At 72.3% G+C, this 20411-nt stretch carries 19 protein-coding genes, 1 tRNA gene and 1 pseudogene; 11 read left to right on the top strand and 10 right to left on the bottom strand.

Annotated features, from left to right (window positions below; all coding sequences use genetic code 11):
* Positions 1 to 78 precede the first annotated feature (78 nt).
* The gene (locus AC0KTA_RS21710) at positions 79 to 795 is read right to left on the bottom strand and encodes a TetR/AcrR family transcriptional regulator (RefSeq protein ID WP_481049884.1); all 717 of its coding nucleotides are present in this window, start codon (positions 793 to 795) and stop codon (positions 79 to 81) included.
* Positions 796 to 1437: 642 nt separating this feature from the next.
* Between AC0KTA_RS21710 and AC0KTA_RS21705 the strand changes: the two genes are divergently transcribed.
* Complete coding sequence (locus tag AC0KTA_RS21705; RefSeq protein ID WP_481049883.1) at positions 1438 to 2691, top strand: M6 family metalloprotease domain-containing protein; 1254 nt, start codon at positions 1438 to 1440, stop codon at positions 2689 to 2691.
* A gap of 58 nt (positions 2692 to 2749) precedes the next feature.
* Here AC0KTA_RS21705 and rho read toward each other — a convergent pair whose 3' ends face one another.
* On the bottom strand, positions 2750 to 3922 hold the full coding sequence (rho, locus tag AC0KTA_RS21700) for a transcription termination factor Rho (protein WP_481049882.1): 1173 nt from the start codon (positions 3920 to 3922) through the stop codon (positions 2750 to 2752).
* A gap of 433 nt (positions 3923 to 4355) precedes the next feature.
* Here rho and AC0KTA_RS21695 point away from each other — a divergent pair, with 433 nt between their 5' ends.
* From AC0KTA_RS21695 to AC0KTA_RS21685, 3 genes are all read left to right on the top strand, one after another.
* Positions 4356 to 4646, top strand: a complete 291-nt coding sequence (locus AC0KTA_RS21695; protein ID WP_481049881.1) for a hypothetical protein — start codon at positions 4356 to 4358, stop codon at positions 4644 to 4646.
* A 184-nt stretch (positions 4647 to 4830) separates the two neighbouring features.
* Positions 4831 to 5646: an SDR family NAD(P)-dependent oxidoreductase gene (locus tag AC0KTA_RS21690; protein WP_481049880.1), complete on the top strand. Its 816-nt coding sequence runs from the start codon at positions 4831 to 4833 to the stop codon at positions 5644 to 5646.
* A 49-nt stretch (positions 5647 to 5695) separates the two neighbouring features.
* Positions 5696 to 6226, top strand: a complete 531-nt coding sequence (locus tag AC0KTA_RS21685; protein WP_481049879.1) for a GNAT family N-acetyltransferase — start codon at positions 5696 to 5698, stop codon at positions 6224 to 6226.
* Between the two features lie 88 nt (positions 6227 to 6314).
* Here AC0KTA_RS21685 and amaB read toward each other — a convergent pair whose 3' ends face one another.
* From amaB to AC0KTA_RS21670, 3 genes are read right to left on the bottom strand one after another with little or no spacing between them, the layout of a single operon-like run.
* Positions 6315 to 7847, bottom strand: coding sequence for an L-piperidine-6-carboxylate dehydrogenase (amaB, locus tag AC0KTA_RS21680; RefSeq protein WP_481049878.1), 1533 nt, complete (start codon positions 7845 to 7847; stop codon positions 6315 to 6317).
* A gap of 21 nt (positions 7848 to 7868) precedes the next feature.
* Positions 7869 to 9293, bottom strand: coding sequence for a 2-oxoadipate dioxygenase/decarboxylase (gene hglS / locus AC0KTA_RS21675; RefSeq protein WP_481049877.1), 1425 nt, complete (start codon positions 9291 to 9293; stop codon positions 7869 to 7871).
* Between the two features lie 32 nt (positions 9294 to 9325).
* On the bottom strand, positions 9326 to 10531 hold the full coding sequence (locus AC0KTA_RS21670; protein ID WP_481049876.1) for an NAD(P)/FAD-dependent oxidoreductase: 1206 nt from the start codon (positions 10529 to 10531) through the stop codon (positions 9326 to 9328).
* A gap of 188 nt (positions 10532 to 10719) precedes the next feature.
* Here AC0KTA_RS21670 and AC0KTA_RS21665 point away from each other — a divergent pair, with 188 nt between their 5' ends.
* The 4 genes and pseudogenes from AC0KTA_RS21665 to AC0KTA_RS21650 all read left to right on the top strand — a co-directional run.
* Positions 10720 to 11724, top strand: coding sequence for a LysR family transcriptional regulator (locus tag AC0KTA_RS21665; protein WP_481049875.1), 1005 nt, complete (start codon positions 10720 to 10722; stop codon positions 11722 to 11724).
* Between the two features lie 23 nt (positions 11725 to 11747).
* A tRNA-Arg gene (locus AC0KTA_RS21660) sits at positions 11748 to 11820 on the top strand.
* A gap of 165 nt (positions 11821 to 11985) precedes the next feature.
* Complete coding sequence (locus AC0KTA_RS21655; protein ID WP_481049874.1) at positions 11986 to 12333, top strand: transcriptional regulator; 348 nt, start codon at positions 11986 to 11988, stop codon at positions 12331 to 12333.
* Positions 12334 to 12765, top strand: a pseudogene (locus tag AC0KTA_RS21650) (nucleotidyl transferase AbiEii/AbiGii toxin family protein); the annotation flags it as partial. It lies immediately after the preceding gene.
* A 221-nt stretch (positions 12766 to 12986) separates the two neighbouring features.
* Here AC0KTA_RS21650 and AC0KTA_RS21645 read toward each other — a convergent pair.
* Positions 12987 to 13502, bottom strand: coding sequence for a hypothetical protein (locus tag AC0KTA_RS21645; RefSeq protein ID WP_481049873.1), 516 nt, complete (start codon positions 13500 to 13502; stop codon positions 12987 to 12989).
* A gap of 167 nt (positions 13503 to 13669) precedes the next feature.
* Here AC0KTA_RS21645 and AC0KTA_RS21640 point away from each other — a divergent pair, with 167 nt between their 5' ends.
* Both AC0KTA_RS21640 and cyaB read left to right on the top strand, forming a co-directional pair.
* Positions 13670 to 14527 (top strand): helix-turn-helix domain-containing protein, encoded by an 858-nt coding sequence (locus tag AC0KTA_RS21640; protein WP_481049872.1) that lies wholly within the window; start codon positions 13670 to 13672, stop codon positions 14525 to 14527.
* Between the two features lie 14 nt (positions 14528 to 14541).
* Complete coding sequence (cyaB, locus tag AC0KTA_RS21635; protein ID WP_481049871.1) at positions 14542 to 15096, top strand: class IV adenylate cyclase; 555 nt, start codon at positions 14542 to 14544, stop codon at positions 15094 to 15096.
* Positions 15097 to 15121: 25 nt separating this feature from the next.
* Here the strand turns inward: cyaB and AC0KTA_RS21630 are convergent, their stop codons facing one another.
* Together AC0KTA_RS21630 and AC0KTA_RS21625 are read right to left on the bottom strand one after the other, a co-directional pair.
* On the bottom strand, positions 15122 to 15550 hold the full coding sequence (locus tag AC0KTA_RS21630; protein ID WP_481049870.1) for a hypothetical protein: 429 nt from the start codon (positions 15548 to 15550) through the stop codon (positions 15122 to 15124).
* A 92-nt stretch (positions 15551 to 15642) separates the two neighbouring features.
* Positions 15643 to 15885, bottom strand: a complete 243-nt coding sequence (locus AC0KTA_RS21625; protein WP_481049869.1) for a chaplin — start codon at positions 15883 to 15885, stop codon at positions 15643 to 15645.
* Between the two features lie 461 nt (positions 15886 to 16346).
* Here AC0KTA_RS21625 and AC0KTA_RS21620 point away from each other — a divergent pair, with 461 nt between their 5' ends.
* Positions 16347 to 18020, top strand: coding sequence for a trypsin-like serine peptidase (locus AC0KTA_RS21620; protein WP_481049868.1), 1674 nt, complete (start codon positions 16347 to 16349; stop codon positions 18018 to 18020).
* A 108-nt stretch (positions 18021 to 18128) separates the two neighbouring features.
* Here the strand turns inward: AC0KTA_RS21620 and AC0KTA_RS21615 are convergent, their stop codons facing one another.
* Both AC0KTA_RS21615 and AC0KTA_RS21610 read right to left on the bottom strand, forming a co-directional pair.
* The gene (locus AC0KTA_RS21615; protein ID WP_481049867.1) at positions 18129 to 19244 is read right to left on the bottom strand and encodes a GNAT family N-acetyltransferase; all 1116 of its coding nucleotides are present in this window, start codon (positions 19242 to 19244) and stop codon (positions 18129 to 18131) included.
* A gap of 172 nt (positions 19245 to 19416) precedes the next feature.
* Positions 19417 to 20400 (bottom strand): DUF1648 domain-containing protein, encoded by a 984-nt coding sequence (locus AC0KTA_RS21610; RefSeq protein ID WP_481049866.1) that lies wholly within the window; start codon positions 20398 to 20400, stop codon positions 19417 to 19419.
* Positions 20401 to 20411 lie beyond the last annotated feature (11 nt).

The following is a 20411-nucleotide window of genomic DNA, read 5'->3' as shown; positions in this document are numbered from 1 at the left end:
ACAAAGAGGTGAGTACGGGGTAAACGAGACACCTGATGGGCGTGCGTACGCATGGGCCCCTGGTCGCGAGGACGGGTCCTACTTTTGACCCAGGCCCTCCTCGCCGTGCCGCGTTCGCCGCGGCCTCTGCTCGTCATGATCGCGACGCAGCTCCTCCAACGTCGCGGCGTGCCCCGGGAGTTCGGAGCGCGCCGGTGCCATCAGGCCGTCGAGGAACAGCTGCAGATGGCGGTGGACGAACTGGTCGAAGTCCAGCAGGCAGCCGGCGCCGGGCAGCGGCCTGGTCAGTTGGGAGAGGGCGACCATCAGATCTCCGACGGCGATGTCGGTCCGCAGCTGCCCGGCGGCGCGCACCCGCGCCATCAGCCCTTCCACGGCGTCTTCGAGCCGGATCCGGGCGGCGTGCAGATCGGGATGGTCGGGGTCGACGGCCTCGGAGAGGATCGGGCACAGGGCGCCGATGCGCTCGTCCACCGCGGCGTGGACGAAGACCCGCAGCGCCTCGAAGGCGGCACCCGGGTCGGCCTCGGCGGCGCCGACCGCCTCGTCGGCCAGGGCCGAGACGCGGTCGGTGACGGAGAGGACGACGTGGTGCACCAGCTCGCCGCGGTCGGCGAAGTGGCGGTAGACCGTGGCGTTGCCGACGCCGGCGCGGCGCGCGATCTCGTCGAGCGGCACCTCGGGGCCCTGCTCGACGAACATCTCGCGGGCGGCGGCGACGATCCGCTCCCGGTTGCGCAGAGCGTCGGCCCGCGGGCGGGATGCACGGCGCTGCGCGACGGTGGCGGTTTCCACGGTGAACTCTCCTCGAAGCGGTCAAAGGCCTCAGACTCGCAGGGCCCGCGGTGGCGGGTCCAACGAATTTCCCGGGCGGGGACCGGCCGCAACAGGCGGGAACCGGCGGGAACTGAGGTGTGCGATCCGGGGAGTGGATCCCCGTTTCGCGCGGACACCGGTCTAAACGGGGAAATGATCCCCGGTTATTTCCCGCCTCTCATGTGACCTGCATCACAACATCCGTGCGCCCGGCACCCGACCCCGCGGGCGGGCCCCGCGCCCCCTCCCCCGACTGGCGGCTCACCCCCCGACCACCTGCGAAAACCCACGATCGGTCGCGCTCAGCGAGCGCCCGCGCACCCCCCGGCACAGGGTGATCGAACAGGGTGCAGCCAGGACCGGGGCTGCCGTGGAGTGGAGGGCCCACGCATGCGCATATCTCGCCCCTGGGCGCACCGCGGAGAGCCGGACCGGGGCGAGTCGGCGCCCCCGGACCCGGCGCCTGTGCGCTCCGCCGGAAGTGCCGCGCCCCGCCGTCGATGGCCTGCGGCGCCGTCGTGGCTGGTCGCGCCCCGCGGCGGAGCCGCATATCGACACAGCCCCGCGCCCCTCCGGGGCGCTGCCGAACGGCCCAGCCCACCCCGCCGCCCGTCCCGGCGCATGTCGCGGCGCACCGCGGCCCTCGCCTCGCTCACCGCCCTCGCGCTCGGCGCCGCCGCCTCCGCGAGCACCGGACGCCTCATGGACGAGACCCCGTCGGCGGCCGGTCCCACCGCGCAGGCCAGGTCGGCCGCGCTGGGCCGGTGCATGATCGGCGGTGGCCTGGGCGTGCAGATGTCGGAGGGCATCCCGACCGGACCCGGCTACGCCCGCTCCACCGGCACGGTCCGCGCCCTGAACCTGATGGTCGACTTCTCCGACGCCCCCGGCGAGGGCCGGGCGCTCGACCGGCTCGGGGAGTTCTTCCCGCAGACCACGGACTGGTTCCGCACCAGCTCCTACGGCCGCGTCGACTATCGCCCCGAGGCGCCCGTCCAGGACTGGCTGCGGATGCCGAAGCCCTTCAAGAAGTACGGCATAGAGCGCGGCGCCCCCTTCGACCCCGGCTACCGGGAGCTGGTCGACGACATCGTGGCCACCGCCGACCCCGACGTGGACTTCGCGGCGTACGACCTCGTGAACATCCTCATCACCCCGAACGCGGGCCCCTCCGCGCTCGACACCGTCCTGTCGGTGACGTTCGCGGGCAACCACGAGGCGCCCGTCGCCGACGGCGTGCCGATCTCCAACGCGTCGTTCGTCTACAGCCGCCAGGACGACGGCTCGGGCAGCTACGACCAGACCGGCTACCGCGTGCTCCCGCACGAGAACGGCCACGTCTTCGGCCTGCCCGACCTGTACACGCAGGACGGCGGGGGCGCGGTCGGCCACTGGGACATCATGAGCGAGGACTGGGGCGCCAATAACGACCTGCTGGCCTGGCACAAGTGGAAGCTGGGCTGGCTCGACGACTCCCAGGTCGACTGCGCGTCGACGTCCGGCACCACGGAACATCTCCTCACCCCGCTGGCCCGCACCGGCGGCACGAAGCTCGCCTTCATCCCGCTGTCGAAGAAGACCGGCTACGCCGTGGAGGTGCGCACCCGCGCCGGCAACGACGAGGTGGTCTGCCGCCCCGGCGTCCTGATCTACCGCGTGGACGCCGACGTCGACACCGGCCACGGCCCGGTCACCGTCTTCGACTCCACCCGCGACAGCGGCGGCTGCACCCGCAGCCCGAACGTCCACGCCGAACTGTCGGACGCGCCGTACACCCCGGGCGAGACGTTCCGGGACCGCGACACGGGGGTGCGGGTGACGGTCGCGGGGGCGGACCTGGACGGGAACTACCGGGTGCACATCACGCGCCGGTGAGACCGCTGGGCCGCCACCGGTGAGACCCACACGGGCGCCCGCCGGGGCCCACGCCCGCTCAGGCCGCCAGCGCACTGTCCCGCGCCGCCGCCCCGGGCACCGTCTCCCGCACCTGCCGCAGGAACGCCGCGTTGCTGGGCGTCCGGCGGATGCGGTCGAGCAGCACTTCCACGCCGCTGCTGCCGTCCCGTACGTCCCGTACGTCCCGCAATTCCAGGGCGCGCCGCAGCCCGCGCAGGGCGGTCAACTCTGCGGCCGGTACGAGGAGTTCCTCGCGGCGTGTGCCGGAGGGTGTGACGTCGACGGCCGGGAAGACCCGGCGGTCGGCGAGTCTGCGGTCCAGGCGTAGCTCCATGTTGCCGGTGGACTTGAGCTCTTCGAAGTAGTAGTCGTCGGCGCGTGATCCGGTCTCGACGAGGACGGTCGCGAGCATGGTCAGGGAGCCGCCCTCTTCGGCGAGGCGGGCCGCGCCGAAGAGCCGCTTGGGTCCCTGTACGGAGGCCGCGTCGACACCGCCGCTGAGCGTGCGGCCGCCGGAGGAGGCGGAGTTGTTGTACGCGCGGCACAGCCGCGTGAGCGAGTCGAAGAGCATCACTACGTCGCGGCCCTCCTCGACGAGCCGCTTGGCGCGCTCGACGGCGAGTTCGGCGAGCGCGATGTGTGCCTTGGGGGCGCGGTCGAAGGTGGAGGCGAGGACTTCGCCGCGTACGGAGCGGCGCATCTCGGTGACTTCCTCGGGGCGTTCGTCGAGCAGGACGACCATGAGGTGGCACTCGGGGTGGTTGTCGGCGATGGCGGCGGCGAGTTGCTGGAGCAGCACGGTCTTGCCGGTGCGCGGCGGCGCGACGATGAGGCCGCGCTGGCCCTTGCCGACGGGCGAGACGAGGTCGACGACGCGGGTGGCGACGGAGCCGGCGGCCGACTCCAGGCGCAGCCGCTCACGCGGGTGCAGCGGGGTGAGGTCGCCGAACTCGGCGCGGGCGCCCGGCTTGTGGGGCGCGTGGCCGTTGACGCGGGCGATGGTGGCGAGCACGCGCGGCTTGTCGCCGCAGGTGCCCTCGACGAAGTCGCCGGTGCGCAGGCCGTGTTGACGGATCAGGGGGGCCGGGACGAGGAGGTCGCCCGGCCCGGGCAGGCAGCCGGCGACGCGGAGGTGCCCGTTGGGGGCGGTGCGGCCGGTGCTCGGGCGTGCGATGTCCAGGACACCGCTGTGGAGGGTTTGGCTGGTCATGGTGGTGTGGGTCCTTTCGCGGACATGCGAATGACAGGCCTGGCGAGGCGGGGAGTTCACGCCTTGCTGGGCGGGCGAACCGGCGAGAGAGCGGCGCAGTCGAGAACCGAGACCCGAGAACTGGGAAACGAGAGCCGGGAGCCGCGAGCAAGCGCGAGTCGCTGGAACGAACCCGAGACGGGAGGCATACACATGACGCGCGTGAAATGAGACGCGTGTGAAACGAGAGACCCGAAACGGGGAGGAGAAGCACGGGCGCCCAGAGGGGGCGTACACACGTGCTTTCCGCACCGTAGCACACAGCGGCGCGAACGGCGCAGTGCGCGGGCAATCTTGAGCCCCCGCACGCCCGGTGACGGTACGTACATGATCGCGTACGGTCGGTGTTCACGGGGGCCGCAGACGGCGGCTCCGGCAGGCAGGAGGAATGCCCATGCGTCGTTTCGCGCTGACACTCGGCTCCCTGATGGCGGCGGGAATGCTCGCCTTCGCGATCCCCGGCTCCGCCGTCGCTGCCGACGGGGTGCTCATCGTCAACGACACGGCGTACGAAGAACCCAGTGGCTGCTACGACTCGGACCGCTGGCCCCTGAGCGTCTCCAACCACACGGACACGGTCGCGCTGGTCTTCTCGGACTCGGGCTGTTCCGGCGAGGTCGTCGAACTCGTCAACCCCGGTGCCTCGACGGTCTCCGAGTTCGGCGCCAGCGTCTACATCGACTGACGCCCCCGGACCGCCCCCGCCCACAGCTGACCGCCCGGTCCGGCTGCGACCCCCATGGGCAGTCGCACCGGGGTGGGCGGGGGTGACGGGAGGGTCGCACGCGGTGGGACGGCGCTGCGTGCGACCCTGGCTGCCGGGGCCCGCACGGGCCCCGGCACACCCACGGAGCGGAGGCCGAACACCCATGGCGGAGAGCCGAGTTGTCATCGTCACCGGCGGCGGAACGGGCATTGGAGCCGCCACCGCCCGACAGTTGCGGGCCGCGGGCCACCAGGTCGTCGTCTCCGGCCGCCGCCCCGAGCCGCTGCGGCAACTCGCCGAGGAGACCGGCGCCCTGGCCCACCCGTCGGACGCCGCCGACCCCGCCGCCGTCGCCGAACTGGTCGAGGCCACCACGCAGGCGTACGGCCGCCTGGACGGGCTCGTCCTCAACGCGGGCGTCGGCCACCCCGGCGCCGTCGGCGACCTCTCCCCCGAGGACTGGGCCAGGGTCATGAACACCAACCTCACCGGCCCCTTCCTCCTCCTGCGCGCCGCCCTGCCGCACCTGCTCGAAACACGCGGCTCCGTCGTCGCGGTGGCGTCGGTCGCCGCGCTGCAGAACAGCGCCGCCAACGCCGCGTACGCCACCTCCAAGGCGGCCCTCCTCCAGCTCTGCCGGTCGGTCGCCGTGGACTACGGGGCGCGAGGGCTGCGGGCCAACATCGTGTGCCCGGGCTGGGTGCGTACGGAGATGGCGGACTGGCGGATGGCCAAGTTCGCCGACGATGCCGGGCTCGGCGCCGGCGCGGAGGGCATCGACGCCGCGTACGAACAGGCCACCCGGCTCACCCCCACCGGCCGCCCCGGCCGCCCCGAAGAGGTCGCCGAGGCGATCAGCTGGCTGCTCTCCCCCGCCGCGTCGTACGTCAACGGCGCGAGCCTCACGGTGGACGGCGGCGTCACCACGGTGGGGGCCGGTGGGGTGGCGTTCGGGTTCCACGTCGAGCCGCGCGGCTGAGGACTGTTCCCCCCTGCCGTCGGGCTCCCCTCCGCCGTACCGTTTGCCCATGCCCGAACTCCAGCGTCTGCGCCCCGACCACGCCCCGGCCCTGCTCGCCTTCGAGCGGGAGAACCGCGCCTACTTCGCCGCGTCGGTCCCGGATCGCGGCGACGCGTACTTCGCCGAGTTCGAGGCGCGGCACGCGGCGCTCCTGGCCGAGCAGGAGACCGGCGCGTGCCACTTCCACGTACTCGTGGGCGGCGACGGCGAGATCTTCGGCCGGGTCAACCTCGTGGACGTGGCGGCCGGTTCGGCCGAGCTGGGCTACCGCATCGCCCGGAAGGCCGCCCGGCAGGGGCTCGCCACGTCCGCCGTGGAGAAGGTGTGCCTGCTCGCGGCCACGGAGTACGGCCTGACGTCGCTGCGCGCCTCGACGACCCTGGACAACCCCGGCTCCCAGGCCGTCCTCGCCCGCACCGGCTTCGTCCCCGCCGGCGACATCGAACTCGACGGCCGCGCGGGGGTGGCCTACACCCGGGACCTGACCGGCCTGCGCGCCCGCGCGGGGGCGGCGTCCGGGCGACGGGACACCATGTGAGAGGAAGACCTCCCTCCTGGAACAACCCCTCCGCTAGAACGAACGCTCTATTTAGTGCGATCCGATAGAGCCGTTGGAGAGCGGCCCGCTAGAGAAAGCTGACGTTCTGCGCCAACGCGAGCTCCCCCGAGTAGTTGACGGTGTTCGTCGCGGACCGCATGTACGCCCGCCACGCGTCGGACCCGGACTCGCGCCCGCCGCCCGTCTCCTTCTCGCCACCGAACGCGCCGCCGATCTCGGCCCCGGACGTGCCGATGTTGACGTTGGTGATGCCGCAGTCGGAGCCCTCGGCGGACAGGAACAGCTCGGCCTCCGCCTGGTCGCGGGTGAAGACGCTGGAGGAGAGCCCCTGCGGCACGTCGTTGTGCAGCGCGATCGCCTCCTCGAACGTGTCGTACGTCATCACGTACAGAATCGGCGCGAACGTCTCCTCGCGTACGACACCGGTCTGCGCGCCCATGCGGACGATCACCGGCTCGACGTACGCGGCGTCCGGCGCGACGTCCGCGAGCCGCCGGCCGCCGCCCGCGAGCACCTTGCCGCCCTCGGCCTGGGCGCGCGCCACCGCCTCCTGCATGCGGTCGAGCGCGGCGGCGGTGATCAGCGGCCCGACGAGCGTCGCCTCGTCGAAGGGGTCGCCGACGGGCAGCCGGGCGTACGCGGCGGTGAGCCGGGCCACGAGGGTGTCCGCGATGTCGCGGTGCACGATGAGGCGGCGCAGCGTGGTGCACCGCTGGCCGGCGGTGCCCGCCGCCGCGAACACGATGCCGCGCACCGCGAGGTCCAGGTCGGCGGAGGGCGCGACGACCGCGGCGTTGTTGCCGCCGAGTTCGAGCAGGCTCCGCCCGAACCGCGCGGCGACGCGCGGCCCCACCTCGCGCCCCATGCGCGTGGACCCGGTGGCGCTGACGAGCGCGACCCGGGAGTCGTCCACGAGCCCCTCACCGACGGCGCGGTCCCCGATGAGCAGCCGGTGGACGCCGTCGGGGGCGCCGACGTCCTCGGCGGCCCGCTCCAGGAGCCGCGCGCACGCCAGCGAGATCAGCGGCGTCAGCTCGGACGGCTTCCACACGACGGTGTCGCCGCAGGCCAGCGCCACGGCCGTGTTCCACGACCACACCGCGCAGGGGAAGTTGAACGCGGAGATGACGCCGACGACGCCCAGCGGATGCCAGGTCTCGGCAAGGCGGTGCCCGGGCCGCTCGGAGGCGATGGTCCGTCCGTACAACTGCCGTGAGAGCCCGACCGCGAAGTCGCAGATGTCGATCATCTCCTGGACCTCGCCAAGCGCCTCGGAGCGGATCTTGCCCGCTTCGATGGTGACGAGGTCGGCGAGGTCGCCCTGGTGCTCGCGCAGCAACTCGCCGAGGCGGCGGACGAGTTCGCCGCGCTTGGGCGCCGGGGTGGAGCGCCAGGTGAGGAAGGCCTGGTGAGCGTCGGCGACGGCCTCGTCGGCGGCGGCCGGGGTGGTGGCGGCGAGCGGGAAGAGGACTTCGCCGGTGATGGGGGTGCGGGCGTGGTGGACGTCGCCCACGGGCTCCTGGGGGATCACGCCGACGCGGTCGAGGGCGGCGCGGGCGCGGGTGCGGAAGTCTTCGGTGGTGGGGAGGGTGCGGGGCATGACGGCTCTCCTCGGAGGGGGTCAGTCTGCTGTCGGATCCAGGCGGTCGAGGCGCAGCTCCGCCGCGACCTGCGCCAGGGAGCGGGACTCCTGCCCCTCGTAAAGGGCGAAGGGGTCGAGTACGTCGCGCTCGACGGCGCCGGACAGCCAGTCGCTGTCGTACGCGGCACCCGAGCCCGCTCCGGCATCGTGGCGAGTGCCCGACTCATCCAGGTTCGACTGGAAGATCCCGGCGGCGGACCGGGGCAGGAAGTCCTCGTACACGACGGGGTCGGCGCGGACCCAGCCCTCGCGGAGGAGTCCGGGCAGGTCCGGGGGCGGGGTGCGGCCGTCGCGGGGCCGGTCGTCGACGGCGTGGTACGTGAAGTGGGCGAGGCCGCGTTCGGCGAGGGCGTGTTCGGTGCGGGGGAAGTGGGCGGGCCAGAGGCTGCGGGCGAGGTCGGTGCGGGCGGCCGCGGTGGCGGGGGCGGCCGCGTCGATGCGGGCAAGGAGCTCGTCGTACAGCGCACGCCCCCGGCGCGTGAGGGCGATGCCCCGCGCCTCGACCTCCCCGAACCGCACCCGCAGCGCGCCGGGGACCACGCTCCCGTCGGGCTGCCGCATGGGGCGCGGCTCGTCGAGGGCCCGGAAGGAGGTCTGCCGGAGCAGCACGTCCGGGCCGTCCCACCGCGGCGGCCCCTGAATGGCGTCGATCATCCGGATGCCCCGCCCGGTCATCCGCCGGTACAGCTCGTCGATGTCGAGGACGCGGGGCGTGAGGTGATTGATGTGCGTGCTCCGTACGCCACCGATGTCCGCGGCGACGGCGGAGACCCGCTCCAGCGTCTCGTACCACGCGCGGTCGACCGGCTCGCCCGACAACTCGAAGACCTGGACAGCGAGTTGGAGGAAGCGCTCGGCGTCCCCGTCCGGGAGCCCCTGCTCGGCCTCGGCGCGGTCGGCGAGGGCGAGCAGTTCGGGCGGGAACAGCTCGCGGGCGGCGAGGAAGCTTTCGAGCCGCTTGCGCAGCTCGTCGTCGAAGAAGCGGGGGTCGGCCGGGGTGAGCAGGGAGGTGAACACCCGGAAGGGATTGCGGGCCAGTTCCTCGCCCGCCACGGGCCGGAAGGCGGTGGACACGACGGGCACGGCTCTGGTGGCGGCCTCGCGCAGGTCGTAGAACCCGACGGGCCGCATCCCCAGGGCCCCGAAGACGCGGCCGACCTGCTGGAGTTCGGCGGGCGTCCCGACCCGGATGGCGCCGTGCCGCTCGGCGGTGACCCGGCCGATCGCCCCGAGCCGCTCGGCGTCGGCACCGCGCTCGCGCAGCACGTCCTCATTCACGTCGCGCGAGACGTCGACGAGGGTGGTGTACGCGGGGACTTCGCGCCCGTACATGGCGGAGAGGCGGGCGGCGAAGTCGGCGCGGAGCCGCCACGGCTCCCTCCACTGTGCTGACCGAGTGCTCATCAACTGACCTTCCCTCTCCGCGATTCGGCTGTTCACACGACGTGGGCCTCGGGGCGGGCGGCGGGGCGGGCGCCGTCGGCGAACCGCTCGGCGCCGAGGGCCGCGACGTCGACGACGGGCTCACGCCCCAGATACAGATCCCGTACGACTTCGCCCACGGCCGGGGCCTGAAGGAACCCGTGCCCGGAAAACCCGGTGGCGTAAAGGAAGTTGGGGACCTCGCCGCTCCTCCCGATGAGGGCGTTCCGGTCGGGCGTGACCTCGTACAGACCGGCCCATCCCCCGGCGATCTCCATGCCGGCGAGGGCGGGTGCGCGGCGCCGGACGACGTCCCGGAACAGCCCGAGCCAGTCGTCGGTCCACGTCGTGTCGAACCCTTCCTCCTGCGTGGGGTCGGCCAGGCCGAACAGCAGCCCGTCGTCGCTGTTGTGGAAGTAGGCGGTCGAGGAGAAGTCGATGGTGAACGGGATGCGGGGCGGCGCGGGCGGGCCCAGCGGCCGGGTGAGGGCGATCTGCCGCCGCAGCGGCCGCACGGGCAGGTGCACCCCGGCCGCCTCGCCGATGCCGGCCGACCAGGCGCCCGCGGCGCACACGAGGGCGGAGCAGCGGATGACGCCCCGGTCGGTGCGCACGGCGGTGACGCGGCCCGCGTCGACGTCGACCCCGGTCACAGCGGTGTGCGTCAGCATCCGGACCCCGGCGTCGGCGGCGGCGCGGGCGTACCCCCGGATGACGAGCCCGGGCCGGGCGTGCCCGTCGTCCGGCGAGTGGACGGCGGCGACGAGCCCTTCAGTGCGTACGTACGGACACAACTCGCGGGCCCGCGCGGGGCTGATGACGCGGCTGGGCACGCCGAGCGCGTGCTGCGCCGCGACGCTCTCGGTGAACGCGGCGACGTCCGCGGCGTCCCCGAGCAGGAACAGATACCCCACCCGCTCGAACCGGATGTCGCCGCCCGGCCGCCGCGCGAAGTCCCCGAAGGCCCGCAGGCTCCGCAGCCCGAGCTCGATGTTGACCGGATCGGAGAACTGGGCCCGCACCCCGCCGATCGGCTTGCCCGAACTCCCGCTCCCCAGCGCGCCCCGCTCGACGACGACGATGTCCCGGACGCCGGCTTCGGCGAGGTGGAAGGCGATGGAGAGGCCGATGACGCCGCCGCCGATGACGACGACGGCGGCGGCGTCCGCACCCGTACCGCCGGTGCCTGTGGTGCTGGTGCCTGTGATCGAAAGGTTCAAGATCCCGACCCCTTCCACGCAAAGGGAAGCGCTCCAGGCGATCTACGCGATCTACCGGTCATCGTGCTGCACGGCGACCATTGACGTCCATGGACAGATCCTGCGCCTGACCGTTGAGGCCTGCTATATGGACGCGCCGTACGTACGCGCAGTACCCACGCGACGTACGCGGGCAGCGAGGGGAACCCGTGAACTGGACCAGCGCCCAACTGCGCTCCCTGGCGGAACTGGACCGACGAGGAACGATCACGGCGGTGGCGGCGGCACTCGGCTACACGCCGGGCGGCGTCTCGCAGCAGATCGCGGCGCTGGAGCGGGCGACCGGCAGGAAGCTGCTGCGCCGGGTGGGCCGCCGGGTGGAGCTGACGGAGGCGGGCCGGGCACTGGCGCGGCACGCGGACCGGATCCTCGCGGCGGAGGCGGAGGCCGTGGCGGCGGTGGAACGCACGCGCACGGAGATCACCGGGGTGCTGCGGGTGGCGCTGTTCGCGACGGCTGCGGCGGAGATCCTGCCGCAGGCGCTGCGCCGGGCGCGCGAGGCGCACCCCGGCCTGGAGGTGCGCAGCAGGGACATGGAGGTGGACGACGTGTACGACGCGGTGGCGTCCGGGACGGTGGACCTGGCGCTCGGCCTGGACTACCCGGACGTCCCGATTCCCCGGGACCCGGCGCTCCGGATCCGCCCCCTCCACACGGAACGCTTCGCGCTGGCGACACCACCGGGAACGTTCCCGGCCCACGCGGCCACCACCGCGACCGCGCCGACCGACCGCCCTACGGGCCCCCCTCTCCCGTCCCTCCCCCTCGACCTGCGCCGGACGGAACCGCACTCCTGGATCCTCCCGCCCGCCGACACGTACTACGGCCGGGCGGTCCGCACGGCCTGCCGCCGGGCCGGCGTCGAACCCTCCGTACGCCACGAGGTCACGGACACGGCGGCGACGCTGGCGCTGGTGGAGACGGGGGTCGGCATCAGCACGGTCACCGACCTGATGCTGCGCCTGCGCCCGTCCCACGTGGACGTACTCCCGCTGCGCGAGACCCTGGAGCGCCACATAGTCATGATCTACCGCACCACCGCCGAAACCCTCCCCACCCTGACCTCCCTGATCCCCCTCCTCCAGTCCCCACCCACCCCCCGCCCACCCCAACCGCACACCACCCCCGCGCCCCCATCGGCTACCCTGTCCTGAGCCGTCCGCACGGACGACTCGACGCCTCCGTAGCTCAGGGGATAGAGCACAGCTCTCCTAAAGCTGGTGTCGCAGGTTCGAATCCTGCCGGGGGCACGGACAGCATCTGTACGGCGTGTACGAGATGCACTTGGGCAAGGGCCCGCGACTTGGCCGACCTGGCTGGTCGCGGGCCCTTGTGCGTGCCTGGAGCCGGTGCTCCCTGCTCAGGTGTCGGAACATTTCTCATCCCCACCCGGGCCCTCGGGCAATAATCGAGGCATGGCCTCACCGCCCGACTTCTCCGAGCTCCGCCGAGCCAAGTTCGCCCGACGGCTGCCTGGCGAGCTCGCAACGCTCGCCGGGCCCGCCCACGGGACCGTGAGCCTGCCGCTGCACCTGGCCTGGTCCGGTCTCACCGAGTTCGACCTCGACCAGCCACGCCTGCGGATGAGCTGCTACCGCATCGTCCTGGCCGAGGGCCTCCACGACGACCTGATCCGGTACCTCAACCGGGAGCTGCTCGTCAGCATGTGGCCCACCCTGCGCACACTGATCAGCAGGGACCTCCGCGTCGCCTGGGAAACCGCCTTCCCTGAGCTGACCCCGCGCACCCAGGCCGTTGCGTGAGCCGCCCGGCTGATCGTCACCGATCCGGCCACCGGTGACGAGTGCGAGGTCGACGTCCTCAAGGAAGCCCTCTGGCGTCCGCCTGTTCAGACCGACTACGGCCTTGTTCTCCCCCTCGAAGACGTCGTCGGCACCAAGGTCCGCGCACTGTCCGACCGTGGCCTCGCCCGTGACCTCATCGACGTCCGGGCAGCCGCGGATCACTGGAACCGTCCCGAACTCGAAGAACTCGGGCGCCGGCACGCCCGCGACGCCTTTGATCTCACGGATCTCCAGGCACGCCTGGCCGGAGCGGACTGGATCGACGACACCGAGTTCACTGCCTACGGTCTCGACGAGGAGGCGATCGCCGGACTCCGCCGATGGGCTCAGGAGTGGGCCGACGACATCGCCGAACGGCTCCTGGAACTGGAAGTCCCGCAGCACGAATGACTCGATCGACTCGACGCCGTCCGTCACTGGATCCCTACGGTCGCTGAGCGGGCTTTACCGCGGCCGCCCATCTGCGGCGAGTCGGGCCGCCCGGACGGCCCGGCGCAGGCGTGCCCCCTCGTCGCAGTCGTCCTTCGTGCGGCAAGTCGCGCAGGAGTACAGGTGTCGGAGGAGGATCCGGTACAACTCGTCTGCGCGCGACGCGGCCTGGTCGGTGGCGGTCATGACTCGATCGCCTTCAGTGTGTCGGCGGTTGAGAGCAGCGCGGCCAGGTGGGCGGGGTCGCACAGTTGCCCGCGGCGCTGCGGCGGCACCGCCCAGTACGTGACCGGTGAGACCTGCTTGCCGATGCGCGGGACGCCCAGGTACGTGCCTGCCGTGAGTCGGTCTGCGGACTCCTCCCACGCGGTGTCCGGCGCGACGAGCACGTAGTAGCAGCCGCTGCCGGTGCGGGCGTCGCAGATGACGGGGCCGTGCAGCCAGTCGGCCAGAGCCCGCGCCACCGCCTCCGCCCCGTCGCTGCCCACCGCGGCGTGGACGAGCCGGCCTGGGACGCGGATGGCGTCGAAGCGTTCACCGAGCGGCAGGAGCGCGATCCCATGGTTGGCCCATTCCGATACGGCCTGGCGCGGTACGGGGTGCGCCCTGGCGAACCAATCGGCGATGGCACCGCGGTCGGGTGTCTGCTCTCGTGCGCTGCTTCCCGGGCTCGGCAGGTGGGCCATACGCTCGTCCATGTCGACTCCTTGTCAGTCGGCCACGCCCCGGGACCGGTCGCGCGGTCGCCGGGGCCTTGTCGATCTGACCAGCGTCTGGTCACGCATGGTGGCGATGCGATCCCCTCACGGTAATCTCACAGTGAGATGACTTCTGATCCCGTCCACGGATACCGGGGGGCAGCGCCATGCCGACCGCATCAGGAGCGATCGAACTGCCGGACTGGGCATGGGAGCGCGCCGATGTGCGCGAGGCACTCCGCGCCCGGGACATGGCAGCAGTCTTCCGGCACGTACAGCAGTACTCCGGCGCCAGCCAGGCCCGCATCGCGTCGGCCACAGGCATGACGCAGTCACGCGTGAATGAGATCATCAACGGCCGTCGTGAAGTCTCTCGTCTCGACGTATACGAGCGGATCGCCGAGGGCCTGCTCATGCCCGACGACGCGCGGCACTTGCTGGGACTCGCGGCGAGCCGGGAGAAACACTGCGGCGGCGCCGCATTCGACCTCGCGGCGTTCCCCGAAGTGGTGCGGGTGTACGCGGCGCAGGCCTCGGCCGCCGAGGAGATCCAGGAGCACGCGCGCCGCGCGGCCGAGTTGGACATCCTCGCCGTGCGCGGACTGGGCTTGATCGGACTGAACGCAAGCCTGCTGCGGGGCACGTGCCTGCCGCGGGAGAAGGGCGGCAAAGGGCTCCGGGTGCGGGTGGCTCTCATCGACCCGGACAGCCCCGCTCTGGTGCATCGCGCTGCCGAGATCGGCGAGTCCGCCGAGTCCCTGGCAGGCGGGGTGCGGCTGACCGAGGCGCGACTGCGGGAACTGCTGGACGACGGATGCGACGTCGCGGTATTCCGGTACCGGATGCTGCCGACGTGGCGCCTGATCCGGGCCGACGACACGCTGTTCGTGGGGGCGTTCGACTCTGGGTGGGAGGGCCACGAGTCGGCTACGTACAAGGTGATGGCGACGCCACACGGTCCGCTCTTCCGTGGGTTCCGGCGGATGTTCGAGGCGATCCTGGCGGACGCAAGGCGCACGGTGTGAGAGGGGAACCGCGGATGATCGAAGCCGAACTGAAGGCTCGCGTGCAGGAACCGGAGAAAGTCATGGCGCGGCTGGACGAGCGGGCGTCGGCACGGGTCGAGGTGTACCGGGACGCGTATTACGACCGGCCGGACGGAGCCCTCGGCGCGGCCGACGAGGAGCTGCGCGTGCGCACGATCCATGGCGGGGACGGCACCCGCACCCTCTTGACCTTCAAGGCCGCGGCGGTTGACGAGGCTTCAGGGTCCAAGCCGGAGCACGAGACAGTCGTCGCGGACGCGGAGGCGGCGCACGCCATCCTGCTGGGGCTCGGGTACGTCGAGGCCATCGCGTTCGAAAAGCGGTGCAGGAACTACGACTTCGAGGCCCACGGGCGGCAGATGCTGGCCACGCTCGTGCGTGTGCCGGAGATCGACGGCACCTTCTTGGAGGTGGAGACGCTCGTCGACGAGGACGAGATGTCAGCGGCGTTGGACGACGTCCGCACAGTCCTGGAGGACCTGGGCATCAGCTCCACCGATCTGACCCGAGAGACGTACACGGACGCCGTCGCGCGACAGCGCCGGTGACGTTCCGGGCATGACTGGAGAAGCGTCAACGGCTGCGGCCCCCGGCGCGGCGCGGCCCGATGTGCCAGACGGACAGCGCGCCGAGTGCCAGGCCCGCGGCTATGGCCCACCACACCGTGGGGTGCTCCTCCACCCACATGCGTTGGTCGCCCGGCAGGGCGAGGTAGCCGGTGAGGCGGCCGTTGCGGCCCGGGATCAGACATGCCAGGGACAGGAACGCTATGCAGCCGACCGTCGTTGCGACGGCGCAGCGCAGCCACTGGCGCCTTCTCAGCGCGGCCGCCGCCAACGCCCAGCCGCACAGAATGCCCGTACCGCAGAACGCCCCGAACGCGTAGCCGACCCCCGGTCCGAGGCCCGCCACCCAGCGCCACAGGCGGTCTCCCAGCACGACCGACACCGCGCCGGCGAGGATGACGAGCCACGCCAGCTTCGTGACGTGGCGCTCGGACATTCTGGCTATGAAGGACATCCCGGGAAGGTTACGGGATTACGGCATACGTGCGGGTGCCCGGTGGTGGCGGTCAGGCCGCCAGGTCAGTGGGTCTAGCACTTGTTGCCGAACGCCGGGTTGAGCAGGCCGACTACGTTGACGCTGTTGCCGCAGAGGTTGAGCTGGAGGTCGACGGGGACCTGGACCGTGTTGCCGCTGAGGACGCCGGGGGAGTTCGAGGAGTGGCCCTCGGCATAGGCGCCGGACGGGCCCGGGTCGGCTGCCGCGGTGCCGGCGGCGCCGAGGACGGCGGTCGCGGCGAGGGCGGCTGCGGCGAAGTACGCGCGCTTGCGCATGGGCTTACCTCCTGCTGAGGGGGAGCTGATGTAGGTCTTGGTCCTTGCTGGCTCGAGCCTCATGGGGGCGCCACTGGGGCGACACCGCTGTGGGCCGCGTGGAGGAAGGGAGCCGCCCGTTCAGGGGACGCGGGGACGTGGGGGCGGGCCTGGAGGGATCGCGGGGAGGGGGCGGGCCCGGGGGATGGGGTGCGAACGGCTGTGCGTTTGCGTGACATAAGGTGATCGAGGGGATTTTCGGGAGAAGCGGTCGTCGAGTGCAGTGCAGTGCGTTGTGTTCCACGGCTGGTCGTAGAAGGGCAGTTGTGGGGATTACTGGTTGGGGCCGGGGCGTTGCTCGGGTCGTTGCTCTGGGGGTGGGCGGCGCGATCTTCGCCGGCTCGGCGGCCACCGAACCCACCTCCGCATCCACTGCGGTATCCACGCCGTCCATTCCCGTTCAGGGCAGCGGGAATTGGGGTGTGGCGGACGCCGAGGCGTTCTGGACCGCCACGCGCATGGAGTCGGCCACGCCTCCGGAACCCGCCAAGGCGGACCGGCCAGGGGGCGGTACGGGAGGTGCCCCGGCGTCCGCGCCCGCGTCCCCGGCGACGTACGCGGCCACCCGCGCCGCCTCCACCCCCTCCGCCTCCTACTACCAAGGCGCCAAAACCATCGGCGTCCTCTACTTCGTCGGCAAGGACCTCGCCGCGCACAGCTGCACCGCGAGCGTCGTGCACAGCCCCAAGGGCAATCTGATCCTCACGGCCGCGCACTGCGGGAACGGCAGCAAGTACGCCTTCGTGCCGCAGTACCGCTCGGACCGGTCCGCCGCGAAGCAGCCGTACGGCATCTGGGCCGTCGACCGGGTCTTCAAGGATCCGCGGCACAGCGTGAAGGGCCCCGGGTCCGACCTCGACTTCGCCTTCGCCAGCCTCAAGGCCGACAAGCGCGGGCGTCAGGTCGAGCAGGTCACCGGCGCCAACAGGCTTGCGCGCACACCTGGTTACAAGGTGGCCGTCACCGTCATCGGCTATCCGAAGGCCACGTACGACGCCAAGGACCGCGCGATCAAGTGCCGGGCGAAGACGACGCGGCTGGCCGGGTACAAGCAACTGCGCATGGCGTGCGGCGGGTTCCACGGCGGCACCTCCGGCAGCCCTTGGCTGATGAACTTCGACGAGAAGACCAAGACCGGCGACGTGGTCGGGAACCTCGGCGGGTGGGGTGGCGGCGGGGCCAGCGCCGATGTCTCGTACGCGCCGTACTACGACGGCGAGGTGTTCAAGCTCTACCAGGACGCCGTCGACGGCGTCCCCGCGGTGACGCGGCCCCCGCTGCCGTACTCCCCCGGCGCCGGCGAGACCTGGCAGCACGCCAAGCAGTTGGCCTCCGGCGACTACACCGGCGACGGCAAGGCCGATCTGATCGTGGTGTGGACCGACGGCGAAGTCACCCTCTACACCGGCGACGGCAAGGGCGGGTTCAGCGGGGAGCGGCGGCTCAAGGCCGCCAAGGGGACGTGGAAGCACGCCACGGCCGTCACCGGCGGCGACTTCACGGGGAGCGGCAAGCTGTCCGACCTGGTGGTGCGGTGGTCCGACGGGGAGGTCACCCTCTACCCGGACGTGAGCAAGGCCGGGTTCGGCAAGGAGATCAGGCTCGCGCGCGCCAAGTCCGTCTGGAAGCACGCCAGTCAGATCACGGGCGGGCGCTTCAGCGGCAACAAGCGAGCCGACGATCTGGTGGTGCGGTGGAGTGATGGGGAGGTCACTCTCCACCGGGATGTGGGCAGCCAGAAGTTGAAGAAGGAGACCCGGCTGCACAAGCCCAACGCCACCTGGAAGCGGGCCTCGCCGCTCACCGGCGGCGACTTCGCGGGCGGCGCCAACTGGGATCTCGTCGTCCGCCGCGACGACGGCGAACTCACCCTCCACCAGGACGTGAGCACCCGCGGCACCGGCAAGAAGACGCGGCTGCGGGCGGCCGACGCCCGCTGGAAGAACGTGCGGGCGACGGCCTCCGGGAACCACACCGCCAACGGGCGGCCCGATGACCTGATCGTGCGGCGGGCCGATGGCTCGGTGGCTCTGTACGTGGACACGGGGGCGAAGCTTGGGGCTGAGCGCAGTCTTGTGCCGCCCAAGGCACGCTGAGCGCTTCGCTGGATGTGCGGGGGCCTCACCTGCGGGCCGGTGAGGGCTGGTCGCGCCCCGCGGCGGAGCCGCATATCGACACAGCCCCGCGCCCCTTTGGGGCGCTGCCTAGCGCACCGTCCCCGGCCTCGTACGCGCCGTCCTCACCGCCCCCACCGTCCGCAACAGCCGATCTGCCGGTTTGCGCAGGCGGGGGTGGGCAAGGACCGTGTTCCGGAGGCCGCGTACCGGCCTGCGCCACAGGCGGTGGGCCGTGGCCACCGGGTGCGGCCGGGTCGCGAACCCCTCGCCCACGCGCAGTTCGCGGGTCTTGAGCCAGTCCTTGTACTCCTTCTCGCCGCGCCCCAGGTCCAGGACCCGCAGGCCCGCCCGGCCCGCCGCCTCGGCCATCCTCAGGTGCATGATCAGGCCGGGCGAGTAGTAGCGCAGCTCGGGGTCGTACGCGGTGAACCAGGCCGCGAACACGGTGCGCGATCTCGGCCCGAAGTGCGCGGCGACGGGCCGGTCACCGGCGTAGACCACGGACAGCACCCCGGTGAAGTGCTCCTCGCGGAGCTGGAACAGATGCTCCGTCAGGTTCACTATCCAGGGCCGCGCGAAGCGGTCCATGCGGGCCGTCCTGCGGTACTGGGCGGACTTCCAGCGCATGAGTCGGCGCAGCACCTCAGGGTCGCGCTCGTCGAAGACGAAGCGCAGTTCGCCCAGGTCGCGGCCGAGGCGGCGCTCCTTCTTCAGGGTCGTCTTCGCCAGGCCCGGGTACGTCCCGCGCAGCCATTCCGCGTACTCGCCGTCGCTGCCCTCGCCGCCGCCGTCCTTCAGGTCTATGACCGGTGACGCGAATGTGCCCGTGACGTATCTGGCGAACGGCTGCTGCTCCTCCACGAGGTGGTCGAACTCGAAGACGGAGAGCCCGCAGGCCCGCAGCAGCTTGTGGGTGTCCCAGGTGAACCCGGGGCGGTGCACGAGTGCCTGGCAGTCGGAGAGGCCCAGGCCGATGGCCCGGCCGACGCCGAAGACGTCGCGTTCGTAGGGCAGGAAGCCGACGGGCTCCCCGTTCTCGTGCAGGACCGCGACCCGTGCCCCGCCCCGGCAGGTGCCGACCCCCGCGGCGAACTCCGGTGCCAGGAACGGATTGCCGTAGTCCGGTGACTCTTCCATGGTCCGGTGCCAGGCCTGCCGGAGCGGTGCGCTCAGCTCCTCGGCCCTGTGGTTCGTTATGTCCACGTCTGGCCAAACCCCCCTGTATGGCAAGGCTCAAACGTGGCGAAAGCGCGCGCGTGCTGTCAAGGGTTCGGTTCGGGGCACCGGTTCAGCTGCTGTCCGTCGACGCCCGCCGTGGGGCGGGCGGGTGCGGGGCGCGTGCGGGGTTGCTCCGGGCGGGTGAGGTGTGCGGGCTTCAGGTGGAGCGGCGGCGCTCCGCCACCGCGTTCAGCAACGCGGCCCCCCGCTCCGCGTCGTCCACCGACACCGCGAAGTTCTTCCCCTTGGCCCGGATCACCAGGCACTCTCCCGCGCGCAGCATGACCGTGGTGCCGAGGCCGCTGAGGCGGTAGCCCCAGCCACCGACCTGGGCGGGCGTGCGGCGTTCGGCGTGGGCCGACTCGATGTCGGCGGGCCGCCAGCGGCGGGCGGGCCAGCCGAGCGGTCCGAAGGACACCCGCAGGCCCCGCTCCGTCACGAGAACCTGCACGGACGCGCAGGCGAGGGTCAGGACGGAGACGAGGGCGAACGGGGCGAACAGGGACCAGAGCGGGGCCGTCACCCCGCACGCCGTCAGGACCAGGGCGACCAGCGCCACCGCTCCCGTGACCGCTGCCAGCGCGTGCAGCCAGGGGTTCGAGGCACCGGCCAGCCAGACGACGCGCCGGTCCGGTGGGACGTCCATGCGCGGGAGGTCCGCCGGCCGCGCGGCCCGCGGGGTGCGGCGGCGCGCCACCAGGGCCCCGGCCGCGCCCGCCACCGCCCCGGCCACCAGCGTCCCCACGACCCACGGCGTCACCGGCTCGGCGTCCCGCCAGTGGGCGTGGTCCACGTTCGCCCGCACGATCGCCGCCTGCGCGCCCGCCAGCGTGACGCCCATCGACAGCAGCACCGTGCCGCCCCAGGCAACGCTCCCCCACCTCCAGTGCGCCACCGCGACGACGGCGGAGGCGACCGCCCAGATCAGCGCCGGGAACACCGCCGCCGCCCACAGCGGCATCGAACCGTCGGGGCGGCCCGACGTGGCGGTCCAATGGGTGGCCACGCGGTCCGGCAGCCGGCCGGCCGCCAGCAGCGGCAGCGCGACGAGGAGGGCGAGCACGCCCGTCACCCAGCCGACGGCGGCCCAACGCGCACCGCTCCCCGGCCCCGTACCACCCGCCGTGGAACCCCCTTGCACAGAATCCCCCA

It is taken from the genome of Streptomyces sp. Y309 (assembly GCF_056712025.1).
This window is presented reverse-complemented; position numbering and strand designations above follow the sequence as displayed.